Origin of the sequence: Ruegeria sp. HKCCSP346 (assembly GCF_017872595.1) — a bacterium.
Lineage (GTDB): Bacteria > Pseudomonadota > Alphaproteobacteria > Rhodobacterales > Rhodobacteraceae > Ruegeria.
The window spans coordinates 972,315-989,057 of the sequence record NZ_JAEDOT010000001.1; the positions used below are offsets into that span (position 1 = coordinate 972,315).

Annotated in this window: 20 protein-coding genes and 1 tRNA gene; 11 read left to right on the plus strand and 10 right to left on the minus strand. The window is 59.5% G+C overall.

The genetic code is table 11. From position 1 onward, the window contains the following. Positions 1-51: 51 nt before the first annotated feature. The gene (bamE, locus tag I9185_RS04850; protein WP_171167760.1) at positions 52-525 is read right to left on the minus strand and encodes an outer membrane protein assembly factor BamE; all 474 of its coding nucleotides are present in this window, start codon (positions 523-525) and stop codon (positions 52-54) included. Positions 526-610: 85 nt separating this feature from the next. Between bamE and I9185_RS04855 the strand changes: the two genes are divergently transcribed. The 8 genes from I9185_RS04855 to I9185_RS04890 all read left to right on the plus strand — a co-directional run bounded on the left by I9185_RS04855 (position 611) and on the right by I9185_RS04890 (position 5,967). After that, positions 611-1,147 carry a DUF177 domain-containing protein gene (locus I9185_RS04855; protein WP_210092469.1) on the plus strand — a complete coding sequence of 179 codons (537 nt, stop codon included), beginning with the start codon at positions 611-613 and terminating at the stop codon, positions 1,145-1,147. A 205-nt stretch (positions 1,148-1,352) separates the two neighbouring features. After that, a complete protein-coding gene (rpmF, locus tag I9185_RS04860) occupies positions 1,353-1,559 on the plus strand; it encodes a 50S ribosomal protein L32 (RefSeq protein WP_008756996.1) in 207 nt (68 codons plus the stop codon). Between the two features lie 24 nt (positions 1,560-1,583). After that, a complete protein-coding gene (gene plsX, locus I9185_RS04865; RefSeq protein WP_171723112.1) occupies positions 1,584-2,672 on the plus strand; it encodes a phosphate acyltransferase PlsX in 1,089 nt (362 codons plus the stop codon). 21 nt (positions 2,673-2,693) lie between these two features. Further along, positions 2,694-3,665, plus strand: a complete 972-nt coding sequence (locus tag I9185_RS04870; protein WP_171723111.1) for a beta-ketoacyl-ACP synthase III — start codon at positions 2,694-2,696, stop codon at positions 3,663-3,665. 96 nt (positions 3,666-3,761) lie between these two features. Further along, on the plus strand, positions 3,762-4,064 hold the full coding sequence (gene ihfA / locus I9185_RS04875) for an integration host factor subunit alpha (RefSeq protein WP_152458234.1): 303 nt from the start codon (positions 3,762-3,764) through the stop codon (positions 4,062-4,064). A gap of 18 nt (positions 4,065-4,082) precedes the next feature. Then, on the plus strand, positions 4,083-4,688 hold the full coding sequence (locus I9185_RS04880) for a MerR family transcriptional regulator (protein ID WP_171723110.1): 606 nt from the start codon (positions 4,083-4,085) through the stop codon (positions 4,686-4,688). Between the two features lie 61 nt (positions 4,689-4,749). Further along, a tRNA-Pro gene (locus I9185_RS04885) sits at positions 4,750-4,826 on the plus strand. Between the two features lie 61 nt (positions 4,827-4,887). Next, the gene (locus I9185_RS04890) at positions 4,888-5,967 is read left to right on the plus strand and encodes a 2'-deoxycytidine 5'-triphosphate deaminase (RefSeq protein ID WP_171723109.1); all 1,080 of its coding nucleotides are present in this window, start codon (positions 4,888-4,890) and stop codon (positions 5,965-5,967) included. 3 nt (positions 5,968-5,970) lie between these two features. Here I9185_RS04890 and I9185_RS04895 read toward each other — a convergent pair whose 3' ends face one another. The 6 genes from I9185_RS04895 to argS form a co-directional block, all read right to left on the minus strand. Then, a complete protein-coding gene (locus I9185_RS04895) occupies positions 5,971-6,186 on the minus strand; it encodes a hypothetical protein (RefSeq protein WP_171723108.1) in 216 nt (71 codons plus the stop codon). A 65-nt stretch (positions 6,187-6,251) separates the two neighbouring features. Further along, complete coding sequence (gene scpB / locus I9185_RS04900; RefSeq protein WP_171631878.1) at positions 6,252-6,902, minus strand: SMC-Scp complex subunit ScpB; 651 nt, start codon at positions 6,900-6,902, stop codon at positions 6,252-6,254. Next, positions 6,895-7,689: a ScpA family protein gene (locus tag I9185_RS04905; protein ID WP_171204907.1), complete on the minus strand. Its 795-nt coding sequence runs from the start codon at positions 7,687-7,689 to the stop codon at positions 6,895-6,897. The genes scpB and I9185_RS04905 overlap by 8 nt, the downstream gene beginning before the upstream one ends. Further along, complete coding sequence (gene nagZ / locus I9185_RS04910; protein WP_210092470.1) at positions 7,679-8,686, minus strand: beta-N-acetylhexosaminidase; 1,008 nt, start codon at positions 8,684-8,686, stop codon at positions 7,679-7,681. Before nagZ ends, I9185_RS04905 begins: the two co-directional genes overlap by 11 nt. Beyond that, positions 8,683-9,747 (minus strand): SPOR domain-containing protein, encoded by a 1,065-nt coding sequence (locus I9185_RS04915; RefSeq protein WP_210092471.1) that lies wholly within the window; start codon positions 9,745-9,747, stop codon positions 8,683-8,685. The genes nagZ and I9185_RS04915 overlap by 4 nt, the downstream gene beginning before the upstream one ends. Before the next feature lie 88 nt (positions 9,748-9,835). Beyond that, entirely contained in the window at positions 9,836-11,581 is a 1,746-nt protein-coding gene (gene argS, locus I9185_RS04920) for an arginine--tRNA ligase (RefSeq protein WP_210092472.1), read from the minus strand. Positions 11,582-11,714: 133 nt separating this feature from the next. On the opposite strand from argS, the gene I9185_RS04925 reads away from it, so the two are divergent. Further along, a complete protein-coding gene (locus tag I9185_RS04925; RefSeq protein WP_210092473.1) occupies positions 11,715-12,266 on the plus strand; it encodes a hypothetical protein in 552 nt (183 codons plus the stop codon). Here the strand turns inward: I9185_RS04925 and I9185_RS04930 are convergent, their stop codons facing one another. Continuing rightward, complete coding sequence (locus I9185_RS04930; protein ID WP_171723104.1) at positions 12,267-13,406, minus strand: deoxyguanosinetriphosphate triphosphohydrolase; 1,140 nt, start codon at positions 13,404-13,406, stop codon at positions 12,267-12,269. A gap of 76 nt (positions 13,407-13,482) precedes the next feature. On the opposite strand from I9185_RS04930, the gene I9185_RS04935 reads away from it, so the two are divergent. Together I9185_RS04935 and xth are read left to right on the plus strand one after the other, a co-directional pair. Beyond that, complete coding sequence (locus I9185_RS04935) at positions 13,483-13,806, plus strand: iron-sulfur cluster assembly accessory protein (RefSeq protein WP_152458245.1); 324 nt, start codon at positions 13,483-13,485, stop codon at positions 13,804-13,806. A 278-nt stretch (positions 13,807-14,084) separates the two neighbouring features. Next, positions 14,085-14,864: an exodeoxyribonuclease III gene (xth, locus tag I9185_RS04940; protein ID WP_171631859.1), complete on the plus strand. Its 780-nt coding sequence runs from the start codon at positions 14,085-14,087 to the stop codon at positions 14,862-14,864. A gap of 4 nt (positions 14,865-14,868) precedes the next feature. Here xth and I9185_RS04945 read toward each other — a convergent pair whose 3' ends face one another. Both I9185_RS04945 and dksA read right to left on the minus strand, forming a co-directional pair. Next, positions 14,869-16,014, minus strand: coding sequence for an FAD-dependent monooxygenase (locus I9185_RS04945; protein WP_210092474.1), 1,146 nt, complete (start codon positions 16,012-16,014; stop codon positions 14,869-14,871). 72 nt (positions 16,015-16,086) lie between these two features. After that, positions 16,087-16,509, minus strand: a complete 423-nt coding sequence (gene dksA / locus I9185_RS04950; protein WP_171167736.1) for an RNA polymerase-binding protein DksA — start codon at positions 16,507-16,509, stop codon at positions 16,087-16,089. Positions 16,510-16,743 lie beyond the last annotated feature (234 nt).

Sequence of the window (16,743 nt, forward strand, 5' to 3'; positions counted from 1 at the left end):
TTAACACAAGACATGTGACCGCCTTGTGACCAACGCAAGGTTCCGCCGCGATCAGTTGGCGCCAGGAATATTGGCCGGGTTGAAGTTGCCGATATTGCCCAACAGCTGTCGCAGGAAGCCTTTGTCCTGAACGTTGGAATCGGTCACACGGCGTTCCAGCGGAATCACGATGCCGTCTTCCAGGCCAAAACGCTCGATGTTTCTGACGACTCCACGCTGATCAAAGCTGATGGCGACCAGTTCGCGCGCCACCACTTCGGGCCGTTTCGGGCCGTAATGGCGGACCCGCGAGCGGACATAGTAATAGCCCGAATCCCGCACGACCCCGGACGCACCCGGTGCGCCGATGGCTTCTTCCACGCTGTCACGCGTATCCACGCCCACTTTGATTTCGGCCAGTTCCTCGGCCGGAGGCACATAGCCGTGATTCTTGTAGATCGGCGTACAGGCCCCGGCCGCAGCCAGACAGGCAACAAACACAAGCGATTTCGTCGCTGGTTTCAACCGGTTCACTACCTTCAACATGCACACCCTCTTGCCTTGGCCTCTTGCGGCTTCTATCCGATTACAGAAACCGCTGCCACGGTTCAACACATAGAAAGGCTCACGAATGGGCAACGTTACATCATTTCGGGTGGCTGACCTGCCCCAAAACGCCCCGACACCCTTTGAACTGCGCCCCGCAAGCGCCGAATTGGATGAGATCAGGCAGGATCTGGGGCTGCTAGGGCTGCGCAAACTCAGCTTTTCCGGCGAGCTTCGCGCACAGGGCAAGCGCGACTGGGTTCTCAACGGCAAACTCGGTGCAACCGTGATCCAACCCTGTGTCGTGACGCTCGAGCCGGTCACGACCCGGATCGACATTTCCGTGCATCGCACCTTTCTGGCCGATTGGACCGACCCCGATGAACCCGAGTTCGAAATTCCGCAGGATGACGAATCCGAGCCCTTGGGCCCGGAAATCGACCCCGCATTAGTGATGGTCGAGGCGCTGTCGCTGGCCCTGCCACAATACCCGCGCAAGGAGGGTGCGGAACTGGGTCAGGCAGACTATACCGAACCCGGAAAACCGGCGATGACCGACGAAGACGCCAAACCTTTCGCCGGATTGGCAGGATTGCGCGATACGCTCAAAAAAGACGAGTGACAGAACGCAGATTTCCTGTCATAGCAGGCGGTCAGAAAAATCGCTTGAACATACCGAGAATCGCAGTATTTTCGCGCGCTCATCGGATTTAGGGTTGGACATTGCGGGGCCCGTCGCCTAAACGCGCGTCAAACCACGATAAACGAACTACGAAACCCGGGTCGGCAGCGAATCTGCGACCCCCAGTCAGACAAAGGTTGAGACCATGGCCGTCCAACAGAACAAAGTTTCCAAGTCGCGTCGCAACAACCGCCGCGCACACGACGCTCTGGTTGCTGCAAACCCGAACGAATGCCCGAACTGCGGCGAGCTGAAGCGCCCACACCACGTTTGTGCATCCTGCGGCCACTATGATGATCGCGAAGTCGTCGCTCAGGCCGATGAAATCGATCTGGACGAAGACGCAGCCTAAGCCTGATCGAGCGCAGACCAAGGCATGACTGAACAGCCCACGCACGCCGGACGGATAACCATCTCGGTCGACGCTATGGGTGGGGACGCAGGTCCCTCTGTCGTTGTTGCCGGTCTTGCGAAATCGGCCGACAAGAACCCGAACATCAGGTTCTTGCTGCACGGGCCCGAACAGGTATTGCGCAAGCTTGTCGCCAAACGGCGTGTCCTTGAGGGGCGCGTCGTTTTTCGTGATTGCTCGGGCGTGGTCACGATGGAGGACAAACCCAGTCAGGTCGTGCGCAACGGCAAAGAGACCTCGATGTGGTCCACGCTGGAAGCGGTACGCCAGGGCGAAGCCCATGGCGCGGTGTCCTGCGGCAATACCGGTGCGCTGATGGCCCTGTCGATGATGCGCCTGCGCAAACTACCGGGCGTGAACCGACCGGCCATCGCGATACTGTGGCCCTCGCGCAACCCTCAGGGGTTCAACGTGATGCTGGATGTCGGCGCAGATGTGCGCGCCGACGCCAAGGACTTGCTGCAATACGCCCTGATGGGCGCCTCTTACGCGCGCAACGGTTTGGCCCTGAACCGCCCTCGGATCGGGCTGCTGAATGTCGGCACTGAAGAACACAAGGGGCGCGCCGAACTGAAAGAAGCGCACTTGATGATCGCGGGCTTCGCGGAACAGGCGAATTTCGATTTCGTGGGTTTCGTCGAAGGCAGCGACATCCCCGGTGACAAGGCGGATGTCATTGTAACCGATGGCTTTACCGGCAACGTCGCGATCAAGACCGGCGAAGGTACGGCAAGCCTGATCGGCGACCTGCTGCGGCAAGCGTTCAAATACTCCCCGCTATCCCGATTGGCCTCGATTCTGGCTATCACGTCGCTGAACCGTTTGAAGAAACGGATCGACCCGCGACGCGTGAATGGTGGTGTGTTTCTGGGGCTGAACGGCACCGTGGTGAAATCCCACGGCGGCGCTGACGCGACAGGCGTGTCAGCTGCAATCAAACTGGCCTTCACTTTGGCGCAGTCCGGCTTTTCCGAAAAATTGGCTGCGCGGGTTGCATCCACTGCCCAGCTTGCACAAGATGCCGCGCAATCAGCGCCGCAAACAGATAAATAACAAAAAAGGCAGTACCGGAAAATGGCAGGCCGTTCAGTTGTAGTAGGTGTCGGGCATTATTTGCCTGAGCGCGTTGTCCCCAATTCCGAGTTTGAAAAAACCCTGGACACAACCGACGAATGGATAAAGACCCGCTCGGGGATCGAACGCCGCCATTTTGCAGCCGAGGACGAGACGACATCCGATCTGGCCACCAATGCCGCCCAAGCTGCGCTGGCCGACGCAGGCCTGACGGCGGATGATATTGACGCAATCGTACTGGCGACTTCAACGGCGGATCTGACCTTTCCTTCGGCCGCCACCATGGTTCAGGCACGGCTGGGCATGACCAAGGGTTTTGCCTTTGACGTGCAGGCTGTTTGCGCCGGATTCGTTTTTGCACTGTCCAACGCAAATGCGTTGATTGTTTCAGGTCAGGCCAAACGCGTGCTGGTGATCGGGGCCGAGACTTTCTCACGGATCATGGATTGGACCGATCGGTCCACCTGTGTTCTTTTCGGCGATGGCGCCGGTGCAGTGGTGCTGGAGGCCCAAGAGGGCAAAGGCACCGCCGAGGACCGCGGTATTCTGGCAACCGACCTGAATTCGGACGGGCGCTACAAGGATCTTCTCTATGTCGATGGCGGCGTTTCGACACAATCCACCGGACATCTGCGTATGCAGGGCAATCAGGTTTTCCGCCATGCCGTTGAAAAGCTTACAAAAACAGCGGAAACAGCGTTGGAACGAGCGGGGCTGGGCAATTCCGACGTGGATTGGATCGTGCCGCATCAGGCCAATATCCGCATCATTCAGGGCACCGCCAAAAAAATGAACCTGCCGATGGAAAATGTGGTTGTGACCGTTCAGGATCACGGAAACACCTCGGCCGCATCCATCCCATTGGCCCTGTCCGTGGGCAAGCAGCGCGGACAGATCAAGCCGGGTGATCTGATCGTGACCGAAGCCATTGGCGGCGGTCTGGCCTGGGGCGCAGTGGTTCTGCGCTGGTAACCGGCGCAAACCGGCTTACACAGCCGCCCGCAATTCATTGATATTGACAGCGAATTTGCCATACCCATATGCTTCAATAGCAACAGGGGAATTAGCATGGGCGACAAAACACTGACTCGAATGGACCTGAGCGAAGCCGTCTTTCGTGAGGTAGGTCTGTCACGGAACGAAAGTGCGCAGCTGGTTGAAAGCGTTCTGAACCACATGTCCGACGCCTTGGTGCGTGGTGAACAGGTGAAGATCTCGTCTTTCGGCACATTCAGTGTTCGCGACAAGACTGCCCGTGTCGGTCGCAACCCCAAAACCGGCGAAGAAGTCCCGATTCAGCCGCGCCGTGTGCTGACTTTCCGCCCGTCGCATCTGATGAAAGATCGCGTCGCAGCCGGGAACCGCAAGTAAGTTCAGGACGTCCAGGTTATGAGTAAGTCCCCCGATGCCTTTCGCACCATAAGCGAAGTTGCGGACTGGCTCGGTGTTCAGGCTCATGTTTTGCGTTTCTGGGAAAGCCGGTTCACGCAGGTAAAGCCCGTCAAACGCGCAGGTGGGCGCAGATATTATCGCCCAAATGATATGCGTCTTTTGGGCGGGATCAAAAAACTGCTCCACGAAGACGGAATCACGATCAAAGGTGTCCAGCGTATCCTGCGCGAACAAGGCGTCGCACATGTCGCGGCGCTGTCCCCTTCCCTGGACGATCCCGGCCCAGCCCCGATTGCGCCTGCCCAGGACACCGTGGTGCCGTTCGAACCAAAGCCCGCCGCAGCCACGGAACAGATTCGCATGGATCTGCGCGACCCGATCCAGCCAACCGGTAAGGACGATGCGCAGAAAAACGCACGCGCCTCTGACGCGTCACAGCCGGAGCCAGAGCCCGAACTGGATGCCGCGCCCTTGATGGGTGGAATCGCGTCGCTTGCGTGGAAACAGACAGATTTTGATGACGACCTGCTGCGGCGCATCGCACCGATTGCAAAAGATCTGCGCCGCTGGCTGGACCGGGTTGAAACACAGGCGACGGGTTAGGACAAAAGGCATTGATTTCCTCTTGCCCCTGCCGGGAAAATCTTTATGAACACCCCAACGTCGGGCTATGGCGCAGCCTGGTAGCGCGTCCGTCTGGGGGACGGAAGGTCGCAGGTTCGAGTCCTGCTAGCCCGACCAAATTACACCGACGTTTATGGCATACAGGCCAGATCCCGCTCTGGCACCAGGGGGGATCGAGATGACAGGTGTTTGCCCAAACCAACAGCTAGAGGCGATGATCGCGCGCGGTGAGATCACCGCCGACCCAGAGGTTCTGCCTGCCCAGATTCAACCTGCCAGCCTTGATTTACGACTGGGAACAGTGGCTTACCGTGTACGCGCCTCGTTTCTTGCGGGCGAAGGCCGGACTGTCACGGATCGCTTGACCGAGTTTGAGATGCACCGCATCGATATCTCGGATGGCGCGGTTCTGGAAAAGGGCTGCGTCTATCTGGTGCCCCTGATGGAATCGCTTGCCCTGCCCGACAGCATGAGCGCCGTGGCCAACGCCAAAAGCTCGACCGGGCGGCTGGACCTTCTGACGCGGACGATCACTGATGGCGGCACCGAGTTCGACCGCGTGCCCGCAGGTTACACAGGCCCACTTTATGCCGAAATCTGCCCGCGCTCGTTCTCGGTTCTGGTTCGTCCCGGGATGCGTCTGAATCAGATTCGTTTCCGCCAGGGTCAGGCCGTATTGTCCGATGCGGAACTGAGGTCCTTGCATGCCGAATCTCCGCTTGTGGACGGACCTGCCGTCATTCAGGACGGTCTGGGCTTTTCGGTCGACCTGCAACTGCCCGAGACCGATCTGGTGGGCTATCGCGCCAAACCTCATACCGGGGTGATCGATCTGGATCGAATCGGTGAATACGATCCGCAAGACTATTGGGAAGAGGTGCGCACCAAAGATGGTTGCATCATCCTGGACCCCGGCGCGTTCTATATCCTTGTCAGCCGCGAGGCGGTGCACATACCACCGATGTTCGCGGCTGAAATGGCGCCTTATCTGGCGATGGTTGGTGAGTTCAGAGTGCACTATGCAGGGTTCTTCGATCCCGGTTTTGGCCATGCCGCTGCCGGGGGGGCCGGTTCCCGTGGCGTGCTTGAGGTGCGCTGCCACGAAGCGCCATTCGTGCTGGAACACGGACAGGTCGTCGGGCGTCTGGTCTATGAGAAAATGGCTGAAATGCCGACGCAGCTTTATGGTGCGGGCATTGCCTCGAACTATCAGGGTCAGGGCCTGAAACTGTCAAAGCACTTCAAAGCCGCAAGCTGACCCCTAGAACTTCATGAACCGGCGCATTTGACGGGTCACGCGCTGTGCGTGCCTGAGGTTCTGCGCATGTCGCGGTGCACTGGTTTTTCCGGGCCCATTCGATGTGCCGGATCCGCCGCCCTTTCGGCTGGCCAGATCGATACCCTTGTTCACACCTTTGTTGACCAGACGGCGCATGACCTGGCGCACAATCATGTCGATGATCCGGTTTGCATTCATCGCTCAACTCCGCGTCCGCACGCTCAAAGATAGACGCTTTATGCGGCAACAAAAGGGCTGTTCGATCAATCTTCTTCGAACAACTCGCTCTGGTCTTCATCAACTTCGTCCTCGCGCCCTTCGCCCAAAGGGATCGCACCCGGAGGGGGCCGATTCTCCAACAATCCCGCGGCGCGCAGTTCTTTCAGGCCTGGCAGGTCGCGCGCGTTCTCCAGGCCAAAATGATCCAGAAACTCAGGCGTCACCACAAACGTCACCGGACGGCCCGGCGTCATGCGGCGGCGGCCCAGCTTGATCCATTCCATCTCAAGCAACTGATCGATGGTCCCGCGCGAGACCGACACGCCCCGGATTTCCTCGATCTCGGCCCGTGTGCAGGGTTGGTGATAGGCCACGATGGCCAGAGTTTCGATCGCAGCGCGGCTGAGTTTGCGCGTCTCGACCGTTTCCTTCTGCATCAGAAAGCCCAGATCAGGGGCCGTGCGGATGGCCCAGGCGTCCCCTACACGCACAACGCGCACGCCACGCCCCTCATACCGTTTCTGAAGCAATTCAACCGCTTGCGCCGCGTCGCTGCCATGGGGCATCCGCGCCTCAAGATCCGCAATCGTCACCGGCTCGGCGCTGGCGAACAGAACGGCTTCGACCATACGCTCCTGCTCTGCCAGCGGAGGCGCCTCGAACAGCGTACCGGTCTCTTCAGGGGCATCAGTCACGTGTTTCGGTCCTCTTGCGCAATTGGATCGGAGCGAATGTCTCGCTCTGCTTGATTTCCATATGTCCTTCTTTCACCAGTTCCAACGAGGCCGCAAAGGTCGCCGCCGTTGCCGACCTGCGCCGTACCGGGTCGGAATCCCAGCCGTCGGGCAGGTAAGTTTCCATGTCGGTCCATGTCCCGGCAAACCCGATCAGCGGGCGCATCCGTTCCAGTGCCTGTTCCATGGTGAATACCGAATCGCGGTCCATCACAAACGGGCGGAATTCATCACGGGTGCGGATGCGGGCATAGCCCTGCATCAGATCCAGCAGCGTGGCGGAATAGGTGACGGTGCGGATCCGGGTGATATCTTCGCCCTGCCCGCGTTTGAAGAAATCCCGCCCCAGCTGATCGCGCGCCATCAACCGCGCAGCCGCATCGCGCATCGCCTGCAAACGTTCCAACTGAAACGCCAGATGTGCGGCCAGTTCCTCACCCGATGGTCCTTCGTCATCCGGATCTGGCGGCAACAGCAGGCGGGATTTCAAAAAGGCCAGCCAGGCCGCCATCACCAGATAGTCGGCGGCCAGTTCGATCCGCAGCGCCCGCGCCTTTTCGACAAAGGCAAGGTATTGCTGCGCCAGCGCCAGAACCGAGATTTTCCGAAGGTCGACCTTCTGCGTGCGCGACAGGGTCAGAAGAACGTCCAGCGGGCCTTCGAACCCATCGACATCAACGATCAGCGCTTCGGCCGCAAGACGATCTGCGACCGAGACAGGGTCTTCGCTGAAAAGATTATCGTTCATATACCTGCCCGCCCATTAGGGCAGATAGTTCCGCCTCGGCGGCAGGGATGTCAAGTTCCTGCGGAGCTTTGCGCATCGCCAGCGCCCGTTCTGCGCGGGCCTGTGCCACATCGGACATTTCCCCGGCAGCTTCCAGCACCTCGGCGCGCTCGGCAAAGCTTCCGTTGCAGTGTAGAACGACGTCACAGCCCGCGCTTATGGCTTGCCGCGACACCTCAGCGGGCGTTCCGCTGAGCGCCTTCATCCCGATGTCATCGGTCATGATCAGCCCGCCGAAGCCAATCCTGTCGCGGATCACATCCATCATGGTTGCCGAGATGGTGGCAGGTTGCGGGTCAATCCGGCCATAGACCAAATGCGCAGTCATCCCCATCGGCAGGTCGTTTAAGGCCCGGAACGGCACGAAATCGCTGCGCTCAAGCTCATCCAGGGGCAGATCCACATGCGGCAAGTCATGGTGGCTGTCCAACGTGGCGCGTCCATGGCCCGGAATGTGTTTGAGCACCGGCAACACACCGCCATCCAGATGACCCTGCGCCACGGCTTTGCCAATTCTGGAAACGCGTTCAGGATCAGCGTCATAACAGCGGTTCTTCAGAAACTTGTGCGTCTCGGGACGCGCGACATCCACCATGGGCGCACAGTTGCTGTCGATGCCCAGACCAAACAATTCATCGGCAATCAGACGGTACCTCAGATACATGGCGCGCTCGGACTGCTCGGCGGCATTGGCCACGTGATCCAACGGAGGCAGCCATTCGCGGGCCAGCGGCGCCCGCAGGCGCTGCACGCGGCCGCCTTCCTGATCGATGGTGATCGGGCAATTGCGCCCGACAGCCTCGCGGAAATCATCACACAAGGCGCGCACCTGATCCGCGTGTTCGATGTTGCGGGCGAACAGAATGAACCCGAACGGGTTCATCTGCCGAAACAAGTCTTTTTCCTGTTGCGTCAGGCGCAGGTCCTCTGCATCGGTGATCGCGGCACCGTACTTCACCTGACGGCCACCGGGATACAATCAGCCCCTTGCGCAACAAGCGCGGCACAAAACTGGCGCGAGTCGCTCAGGTCTTCAAAGCCCAGCACGCGCAGGCGATAAAAGGTGCGCCCACCGCTTGAGGTCTTCTGGATAACGCGCTGTTTTCCGGCCATATATTCGCTGAACTTCCCGTTCAGGCGATCCCATTCCGTTTGGGCAACCTGAACGCTGTCATAGGCCCCAAGCTGCGCCAGACGCGTGCCTTTCGCCAGCGTATCAGGATCAACATCCAACCCAACCGCAGCCTTCACCGCAGCATTGATAGCGTCTTCGGAATTCTCACTTGGCGACACCCGGCTGCGTGAGGCGCGTGCCGGGCGGGTCAAGGGGCGCAAGGACCGGCGCACGCCCGGCAGCGCGGCAATGGCCGGGTCCGGCAAGGCGGCTGCGAAATCGGCCGGGTCAATTGCGGGTTCTTCCTCGGGGGTGGTCAGCGATGCCACCTGCACGCCATCCTCAGCGTTTTGCTGCGTTTTGGCTGCTTCACCAGCCAATTCCGCAACCAGCGCATCCACTGCGTTCTGGCGCAATCGGGCGGCTTCCTGGGTTGAAATCGGCTTTTCCACGACATGCAGCGCCGGTGTCGGCTTCAGATCAGCGGCAGGTACGTCTTCATCCGTCAACGAGACCGGCCGCGGCGCAAGGATCAGACGATCCGCCGGGGCGGCAGCACTGCCCTTGGCGGCCACGGCATTGACGGCCAAGCCCTGATGATCGGCCGGTGTTCCGCCCGGGTTTTCGGGCTGCACCCGCATCGGCCCTTCGGCCGCACGCACGACCGGCACGCCGCTGACATCCCGCATGACAAGCTTGTATCCCCAGATACCGACGCCGGCGACCAGTGCCAACGATGCGACAGCCCCCAGGAAATTGACCGCCCGCCCCAGTCCGAACGCGCCGCGCGGCGCGTCGTAATCCTGCATCTCGTCGGGATAGTCATACGCATCCTCGAAATGCGCTTGATTCGGGTAATCATTCTGCCCGGGGCTTTGGTGCCCCGAGAAATCGTAACTCGCCATGTCCGCCTCACTGCCCGCTTCGCGCCCGAAAATAAGGCGCGCGGGTCATTTCTTGCCTACCTCGTACCGGCGGTTCGGGCGATATTTGTTACCGCATCTCCTGCGCCGGGGTGACGCCAAGAATACCCAAGCCCGCTGAAATCACAACAGAAACGGCCCGGGCCATCGCAATTTTCGACTGGCTTGTGGCAACATCGCCATCCTGAATGAAACGCAACTGGGTTTCATCATTGCCCTTGTTCCACAGAGCGTGAAAATCCCCTGCAAGTTCATACAGATAGAAGGCGACGCGGTGCGGTTCGTTGGTCCGCGCAGCGATCTCGACCAGGCGTGGCCATTCCGCCAGCTTCTTGGCAACCGTCAGTTCGGCGGGGTGGTCCAGCGACGCCAGATCGGCCCCTCGCAAGGTGTCGTCGGTGGCGTCGATCCCCGCCTCGGCGGCACGGCGCAGCACGCTCATCACCCGGGCATGGGCGTATTGAACGTAGAACACGGGGTTCTCGCGGCTCTGTTCCAATACCTTGTCGAAATCGAAATCCAGGGGCGCGTCGTTCTTGCGGGTCAGCATCACGAAACGGGTCACGTCGGGACCAACCTGATCGACCACATCCCGCAGGGTGACAAAGTTCCCGGCCCGTTTCGACATCTTGAACGGTTCGCCATTTTTCCACAGTTTCACCAACTGCGTCAGCTTGATATCCAGCGGCACATTGCCATCGGACAAGGCCGACACGGCCGCCTTCATCCGCTTGACATAGCCGCCATGATCCGCCCCGAACACGTCGATCAACGCGTCAAAGCCACGGCTCACCTTGTCATAGTGATAGGCGATATCGGGGGCGAAATAGGTCCAGCTGCCATCCGACTTCTTGACCGGGCGGTCGACGTCATCACCATGTTCGGTGGATTTGAACAAGGTCTGTTCGCGCGGCTCCCAATCTTCGGGCTTTTTGCCCTTGGGCGGCTCCAGCACGCCTTCATAGATCAGGCCCTTTTCGGTCAGCGATTGCAGCGCGGCCTCGATCCGGCCCGTGCCATAGAGCGATTTCTCCGAGAAGAACACATCCATCTCGACGCCCAGCGCCTTCAGGTCGGCGCGGATCAGGTCCATCATCGCGTCGGTCGAAAACTCGCGCAGCTCTTCCAGCCATTCGCTTTCCGGCTTGTCGATCAGGCTGTCGCCATATTTCTCTTTCAGCGCCTCGCCGATCGGGATCAGATAGTCGCCGGGATACAGCCCTTCGGCAATCTCGGGGCTGAGGCCATTGGCCTCGCGATAACGTTCGTAGGCCGACCGCGCCAGCACATCCACCTGCGCGCCGCCGTCGTTGATATAGTATTCACGGGTCACGTCATGGCCCGAATAGGCCAGCAGGCTTGCCAACGCATCCCCGAACACCGCGCCGCGTGTGTGCCCGACATGCAGCGGACCGGTCGGGTTGGCCGAGACATATTCGACATTGACCTTCTGACCCTGCCCCATGGTCGAGCGCCCGAAATCGGTGCCTTTTTCCAGAACCGCCGCCAACACACCTTGCCAAACGGACGGCGCAAGACGCAGGTTCAGGAAACCGGGCCCTGCCACTTCTGCGCTTGTGATCCGGTCATCTGCCGCCAGTTTCCCGGCCAGAACATCCGCAATGTCGCGCGGCTTCATCCTGGCTGGTTTCGCCAGCACCATCGCGGCGTTGGTTGCCATGTCCCCATGGGCCGCATCGCGCGGCGGCTCGACCGCCACGTTGTCAAAGCTCAGCCCCTCGGGCAATGCGCCTTCGGACTGCATCTGCGCCAGCGCGTCCAGTACAAGGCCGCGGATCTCGGAAAACAGGTTCATTTCGGATGTCCTTTTGCTTGTCGCGGGGTTTACCACGCAAACCGGCAAGGTCAATGGACGCCTAATGTTTAAGCTTGGTTTGGCGAAACATCTCGCTAATCTTGGGCCTGTACGCCGCTACCGGAGACCGTTTGTGCACCGCGCCTTGTCCTTTGCCTTGCTTTTGTCCACCGCCTTGCCTGCGCTGGCCGACCTGCCACAGCCCAAAGGCCATGTGCTGCTGACGCTGGGCGGCGCGGTCAGTGAAACAAACCTGCCTGCGCGAGGTGAGAATGACGGCGGTCTGCTGGGCTATCTGGAGGTCACGCATGACGGCGCGGCAGGGTTTGACGCAGCCATGCTGGACGGGCTGGAGCAGTTCGAGATCACAATCCCCTATGGTCCTCCGGGCAATGAGCGGGATTACAGGTTTTCGGGCCCGCTTTTGGCAGACGTCATGACACTGGCGGGGTCCGAGGGGAAAACCGCTTTTCCCATGGCGCTGGATGGGTATCAGGCTGAAATCGAGTGGGACAGTATCGCAACGCACAAACCGATCGTTGCAACGCATGCTGATGGCGCACCGATGGGGATCGGAGGCTATGGCCCGACAATGATCGTGTTCCCACCGACAAAGAACGCCGATCAGTCTGCGAAACAAGCGGCTCAGCAAGTCTGGGCCATCGCTTACATAGCCGTGGAGTGATCAGCCCGTCAGCCGCGCATGGTCCTGCAAGGCAAATCGGTCGGTCATGCCCGCAATGTAATCGGAAACGATGCGGGCCAAGGCTGTGTCGTCCCTGGCAGCTTCAATGTCATCGTGCCAGCGCACAGGCATTTGCCTGGGATCGTTCATGTAGATCGGAAACAGATCTTCCACGATCTTTGCCACCTCTGCCCGCACTGACATCACCCTGGGTGCGCGATACATACGTGTGAACAGAAACGCCCGGATTTCACGCAGTTGCGCCCAAACCTCATCCGAGAACTGGATGACAGGATACCCAAGATGTCGGATTTCTTCGACGGACTGCGCGCCAGAAACGGCAATGAGATCGTTCGAAGTGTTGATGACATCCCCCACCATGACCCCGAAAACACGCCTTAGCGCTTCGTGACGCCGGCGATAGGAATCCAGCCCTGGGTATCTGGCATCCACCTCGGCGTAACAGACCCCGACAATTGGCAGGTCCTGCAAATCGTCATCCGTGAACAAGCCTGCGCGCAACCCGTCCAGAAGATCGTGATTGTTGTACGCTATGTCATCAGAAAGGGCCGCAACTTGCGCTTCCGCGCTGGCATGGGTGTGCAGTTCAAGATCGAATTCCTGATTGCACTCGGCCAATGCCCAGGGCAGATCGCCCTCAACCGGGCCATTGTGCTTGGCTATTCCTTCCAGACATTCCCAGGTCAGGTTGCACCCATCGAATTCTGCATAGTGGCGCTCCAGCTTTGTGACGATCCGAATGGCCTGCGCGTTGTGATCAAAACCACCATAGGGTTTCATCAACGCGTGCAACGCGTCCTCGCCGGTATGTCCAAAGGGCGTGTGCCCCAGATCATGCGCCAGGGCCACGGCTTCGGTCAGCTCTGGGTTCAGGCCCAGAGCACCGGCAATGGTCCGGGCCACCTGCGCCACCTCGATGGAATGGGTCAGGCGGGTGCGGTAGCTATCGCCCTCATGCTCAACGAAAACTTGCGTCTTGTGTTTGAGGCGCCGAAAGGCACTGGCGTGAATGATCCTGTCCCGGTCGCGCTGAAAGCATGATCGGAAACTGCTTTCCTCCTCGGCTACGAGCCGTCCCCTGGTGCGGTCCGGATCCGAGGCAAAACTAGCTCTGTCCAAATGGCCCGTCCTTGTCGCCTGTCCTTGCACTTTCTATATTGTATGGCGTAACGGAAGGAAACCTTTGGAGACCGGCATGAATCTGCCCCCAACAGTCACGGATCGCGCCTTTGAACGCCTCGCAGAAATCGGCGCGGCGGATCAGGGTCAGGCACTGCGCGTCGCAGTGGAAGGCGGCGGTTGCTCGGGGTTTCAATACGAAATCGCTTTGGATACGCCAAAAGAAGATGATTTGGTCCTTGAAGGCAAAGGGCAAAAAGTCATTGTCGACGCCATTTCGCTGCCCTTCCTGGAAAACGCCGTTATCGACTTCACCCAGGAACTGATCGGTGCGCGATTTGTAATCGACAACCCCAACGCCACCTCTTCCTGTGGTTGTGGCACATCTTTTTCGATGTAACCGTGGGGGCTTTGCCCCCACACCCCCAGGATATTTTCAGCCAGATGAAGCAGGGGTCCGCCCTCTGACCGAAAGTCCAGAGGGCTTCACCTGGCGCGGTCATCGGCGTCCCCGCCTGTACCGCCACTTCAGCTTGAAGAAATTCGGTTAATAATCCGTTTCTTCATCTGGCCAAAAATATCCCGGAGCGCGAGGCAGAGCCTCGCAAATACGATCTCCGCCTTGCCGTTGGGCCCGTTCTGCGCGATAGGTTGGACCAAGTCTTCGGAGGATCGCGCATGAAAATCGCCACGTTCAACATCAACGGCATCAAAGCGCGGGTCGAAGCCCTGCCCCGTTGGCTGGACGAAGCGCAGCCGGACGTTGTGCTGTTGCAAGAGATCAAGTCGGTCGATGAAAACTTCCCGCGCGAGATATTCGAAGAGCGTGGGTTCAACGTGGAAACCCATGGACAAAAAAGCTTCAACGGCGTTGCAATCTTGTCGAAGCTTCCCCTCGAGGATGTATCCCGCGGCCTTCCCGGCGATGACGCGGATGAGCAGGCCCGTTGGATAGAAGCCACCGTCGTTGGTAAAAAGGCTCTTCGGATCTGTGGATTGTACCTGCCCAATGGCAATCCGGCGCCCGGCCCGAAATACGATTACAAACTGGCATGGATGGAGCGGCTTTATCACCGTGCCCGTGATTTGCTGGCAACCGAAGAACCTGCGTTGATGGCGGGGGATTACAACATCATCCCGCAGGTGGAGGACGCCAAACGCCCCGAAGCATGGCGCGAAGACGCATTGTTCCGCCCCGAAAGCCGCACCGCGTTTCGCAAGATCCTGAATCTGGGCTTCACCGAAGCGTTCCGGGCCACCACCCAAAGCGCGGGGCACTATTCATTCTGGGACTACCAGGCCGGGGCCTGGAACCGGAACGACGGAATTCGGATCGATCACTTTCTGCTGACCCCGCAAGCGGCAGATCTAATGCGGGATTGCCAGATTGATGCCGCCGTGCGCGGGCATGAAAAACCCTCGGATCACGTGCCTGTCTGGGTCGATCTTGATATTTAGCGGTTCAGGCCGTGACGTCGTAGCTGTATATCCATTCGTAGCGGCGTGACAATTTCCGTCCGATGGCCATAAGCGCACATTGGGCCGCCAAACGGGCGGGGCCTGACAGGTGGAAATTGCGTGCGTTCGACCCGGCAGCGGCAACCACGCTTTCTGCCCTTGGTCGGCGCGTTTTCTCGTAGGCGGCAAGCGCACTGGCGACACCCGAATGTTCGTCGAAAGATCGTGCGAGCACCCAGGCATCTTCCAACGCCAGGCAGGCGCCTTGTGCCATGAACGGCAAGGTCGGATGCGCCGCGTCCCCCAGCAATGCCAAACGACCGTTCTGCCATTTTTCTGCGACCGGGCGCAGGAACAGGGCCCACAGATTCACATCCGAGACCTTTGACAGAATCTCACCTACCGGACCGCCGAACCCTGAAAAACGTGCACGCAATTCATCCGGATCGCCGTTCAGCTTCCATCCCTCTTCCCTCCAGTCCGAGCGTTCCTCGACCGCAACGATGTTCATCATGCTTTGATCGCGCAAAGGATAGGTTACCACATGCCGACCCGGCCCCATGGTCAGGGATGCCGTCACCACGCCTGAATCCAGTCGCCAGGGAATGGTGGCGCGCCAGGCGACCTGGTGCGTGAACTCTGGTGTCTCGGGCCCGTTCAGAGCCGGGCGAATCGCGCTTCGGCCACCGTCGGCGGCGATGACGCATTCGGCGCGCAGCCGTTCGCCGCTCGCCAACAGAATTTCGGCTTCGTTGGGGTGTTTGTGCACGTTGGAAACCTTGGCCCCCAGACGGACATCCACGCCGGCCTTGCGGGCCGCAGAGTGCAGCAGATTCAACAGATCGGCGCGGTGAAAATAATAGGTCGGGCCAGCCGAAGGACCGGGCAGCCGGCTGACAACGCGGCCTTTGCGGTAATCGCGCAAGATCGTACCGTGCGACTTCTGGCCCGCAGACAGATCCGCCACCCCAAGCGCGCGCAACACGCACAACCCGTTTTCACTGATCTGCAGACCGGCGCCAACCTCGGTTAATGCCGGGGCTTGCTCTAGCAGGGTGACCTGCGCCCCGTGTTGCCGCAGCGCCAACGCAGCCGCCAGACCGCCGATGCCGCCACCAATTACACAGAAATTCAACCGATTGATCTTCATGCCCCCCGCATAACGCAAAAACGCCAGAGCCACAGGCCCCGGCGTTCGAAATTTTCCAGTTTCACCCGGCGATCAATCGTCGCGATGGACCTTTTCGCGGCGCTCGTGGCGCTCTTGCGCCTCTAGCGTCATGGTCGCAATCGGACGTGCATCCAGGCGTTTCAGCGAAATCGGATCGCCGGTCTTTTCGCAGTAGCCGTATTCACCTTCTTCGATCCGGCGCAGGGCTGCGTCGATCTTGGCAACCAGCTTGCGCTGGCGGTCGCGAGTCCGCAGCTCCAGAGCGCGATCGGTCTCCTCGCTCGCGCGGTCTGCGACATCCGGAATGTTTCGGGTGTTGTCCTGCAGCCCTTCGATCGTATCGCGGCTGCCCGCCAAAAGCTCATTCTTCCAATCCAACAGCTTGCGGCGGAAATATTCAAGCTGACGTTCATTCATGAAAGGTTCATCTTCGGCCGGACGGTAATCCTCCGGCAGAAAAACTTCCTGTTTCATATTTGCTCCCTCGGTATGGCCAGAAACGTCGGTCGCGGATGTTTCACCTGACATTTGGCACCCCCTTCTGCGCAGCGTTTAGCCGACGGGCGTGGGATTGTCACTACACAAACGTTGCTTCAGCCCGCCCTCGTGCCGTTTTGTCTAAATATGAGACAAACAACAACAAAACCCTGTTTTTCTATGAAATTTAGCAGGCCTTTTTGAGGCAGGTGTATATTGGCAGGGTACATT